Here is a 2,608-nt window from a genome sequence, read left to right as displayed (position 1 = left end):
CTGCACACCATCTACGACCAGGCGAAGCACCCCTCGCAGACGATCATCGGCAACGACGTCTCGGTGGGCCACAACGCCACCATCCATGGGGCCGTCATCGAGGACAACTGCCTGATCGGCATGGGTGCCACGATCCTCGACAATGCCCACGTTCCGTCGGGCTGCATCATCGCCGCCAACGCCCTGGTTCTCTCCAACGCCCAGCTGGAGCCCAATTCGGTCTATGCCGGAGTCCCGGCCCGCAAGGTCAAGGAGGTGACGCCCGAACAGCGCGACGAGATCGTGCGCCGTACGGCCCACGACTACATGCTCTACGCCTCGTGGTATAAGGAGGAGTAACCCCCCGGGAACACCTCTCCGGACGGCCTCCTCCCGCGCGGAGGGCCTTGCCGCCCGCTCCGCCGGATGAGGCCTTCTTGTCAAAAAACTCCGCCGATGAAACTGCAGCCGAAATATGCTGATGTAGTGTTGAACCTGCTGGTCGCCGTAGCGATCAGCCTGGTGGTCAATTTCTCCTACGTGCTGCTTCTGCTTGTGGACCTGAACAGCGAGAGTTCACAGCCCTCCTCGCCCCAAAGAGCCCGTATCCGTACGGAAAAGGGGGTTCTGTGTGTCCATCCCGACGGTTACGGATACCTCGTCTGTGAGAACGGCGACAGCGTCTACGTCCCCAACCAGCGGATCAACCGCCTGCGGTTGAAGGCCGGCGACCGGATCGAGGCCGAGGTAACTCCGCCGCGGCGTTCGGGAGGGCACCCCATGATGCAGAAGATCCGCTGCCGAAACGGTCAGGCGTTCGATTACAGTCTGCTCTTCAACCGTCCGTCGCGGGGAACGGAACTTGCGCTGCAACTGTTGTACTATCTGGTGGTTTCGTTCGTCATGCTGTCGATTCTGACCTCCGTGCGGCGCAACTACTCGATGAAACGTTACCTGCGGCGCTGTCTGTGGTGCTGCGTGGCGGCCGTCGGGCTCTATTGCGTGGCTCCCGTCACGGGGTGGCACTCGGGGCGCATTCTGCCCAACTTCATGAGCGGACATCCGTTCGACAGCATGCTGCTGCTGAAGAGTTCGTTTGCCGTTGCGGTGTCGGTCCTTTACGGACGGATCTACGTGCTTATCTCGCAGCGTCAGGCCGTCGTGGTGGAGAACGAACGCCTCAAGAACGAAAACCTCACCACGCGTTACAACCTGCTTGTCGGACAGATCAACCCCCACTTCTTCTTCAATTCGCTCAATTCGCTGGCCATGCTCGTGCGCGAGGGACAGGACGGGAAGGCCCTCACCTACATCGACCAACTCTCCTACACGTTCCGCTATATCATCCAGAACGGCCAGTCGACGCTGATCACCCTCGACGAGGAGCTGAAGTTCGTCGATGCCTACAGCTACCTCTTCAAGATCCGCTATGCCGACAAGCTCTTTTTCGACATCGAGATCGATCCGAAATACCGATCGTGGCGGCTTCCGGCGCTGTCGCTGCAGCCGCTCATCGGCAATGCCGTCAAGCACAACGCAATTACGCGCAGCAAACCGTTCCATATCACCATCCGGACCGACGGCGAATGGCTCGAGGTGGCGAATCCGAAGATTCCGAAACTGGAGCCGGAGCCCTCGACGGGCATCGGTCTGGAGAACCTGCACAACCGCTGGCAACTGATCACCGGACGGCGGATCGTGGTCATCGACGACGGTGAGACGTTCCGCGTGCGGATGCCGCTCCAAAATCCCGAGGCATGATGAAGGCGCTCATTATCGAAGACGAAACGGCTGCGGCCCGCAATCTGGCGGCCATTCTGCGCACGGTGGCTCCCGATGTGGAGATCGTGGCGACGCTCGAAAGCGTGGCCGAGAGCATCGGGTGGCTGCGTGCGAATCCCGAACCCGACCTTCTGTTCATGGACATCCATCTGGCCGACGGCGATTCGTTCCGGATCTTCGATGCGGTGGAGATCACCGCGCCGGTCATCTTCACGACGGCCTACGACCAGTATGCGCTGGAGGCCTTCAAGGTCAACAGCATCGACTACCTGCTCAAACCGCTCAACGAGGCCGACGTGCGGCGGGCGCTGACCAAACTCGAACGGCTCACCTCGTCCGAACGCCGCAGCTATGGATCGCGCATCCGCACGATGGCCGCCGAACGACGTGGCAGCGAGGAGGTCTTTCTGGTTCATATCCGCGACCGGATCATCCCGCTCCATCGCGAGCAGATCGCCTACTGCTATACGTCGAACGAACGCGTGACGGCCTACGGCTATGACGGTGCGGCCTATCCGCTGGACCGTACACTGGAGACCCTGCAGTCGCTCTTGCCCGAGCAGGATTTCTTCCGGGCCAACCGTCAGTTCATCGTGGCGCGCCGCGCCGTGAAGGAGATCGTCGTCTGGTTCGGGAGCCGGCTGGCGCTGCATCTGACCCTCGAAACCCCCGAGCGGATCATCATTTCGAAGGCCCGGGTCCCGGAATTCAAGGCCTGGCTGCGGGCAGTTCACCCGACTGAATAGGCGGTTGACCGGTTGATTTTGGCTGTTTCACCGCGAAGCCGGGTGCGAACCCCGGATTTGGCCCTACCTTTGCATCAGGAACCCCGGAAGTCGGATCGGAA

Annotated in this window: 3 protein-coding genes; all 3 read left to right on the top strand. The window is 61.1% G+C overall.

Annotation, left to right across the window (positions count from 1 at the left end):
- On the top strand, nt 1-339 hold a 339-nt coding region (locus PUQ42_RS10285; RefSeq protein ID WP_273373421.1), incomplete at its 5' end, for a gamma carbonic anhydrase family protein.
- Nucleotides 340-435: 96 nt separating this feature from the next.
- The gene (locus tag PUQ42_RS10280; protein ID WP_273373419.1) at nt 436-1,740 is read left to right on the top strand and encodes a histidine kinase; all 1,305 of its coding nucleotides are present in this window, start codon (nt 436-438) and stop codon (nt 1,738-1,740) included.
- Nucleotides 1,740-2,507 (top strand): LytR/AlgR family response regulator transcription factor, encoded by a 768-nt coding sequence (locus tag PUQ42_RS10275; RefSeq protein WP_122121705.1) that lies wholly within the window; start codon nt 1,740-1,742, stop codon nt 2,505-2,507. Before PUQ42_RS10280 ends, PUQ42_RS10275 begins: the two co-directional genes overlap by 1 nt.
- Nucleotides 2,508-2,608 lie beyond the last annotated feature (101 nt).

This window comes from Alistipes megaguti (assembly GCF_944320325.1).
Classification (GTDB): Bacteria; Bacteroidota; Bacteroidia; order Bacteroidales; family Rikenellaceae; genus Alistipes; species Alistipes megaguti.
The sequence above is the reverse complement of the archived record's forward strand: the minus strand, read 5'-3'. Positions and strand labels throughout refer to the sequence as shown.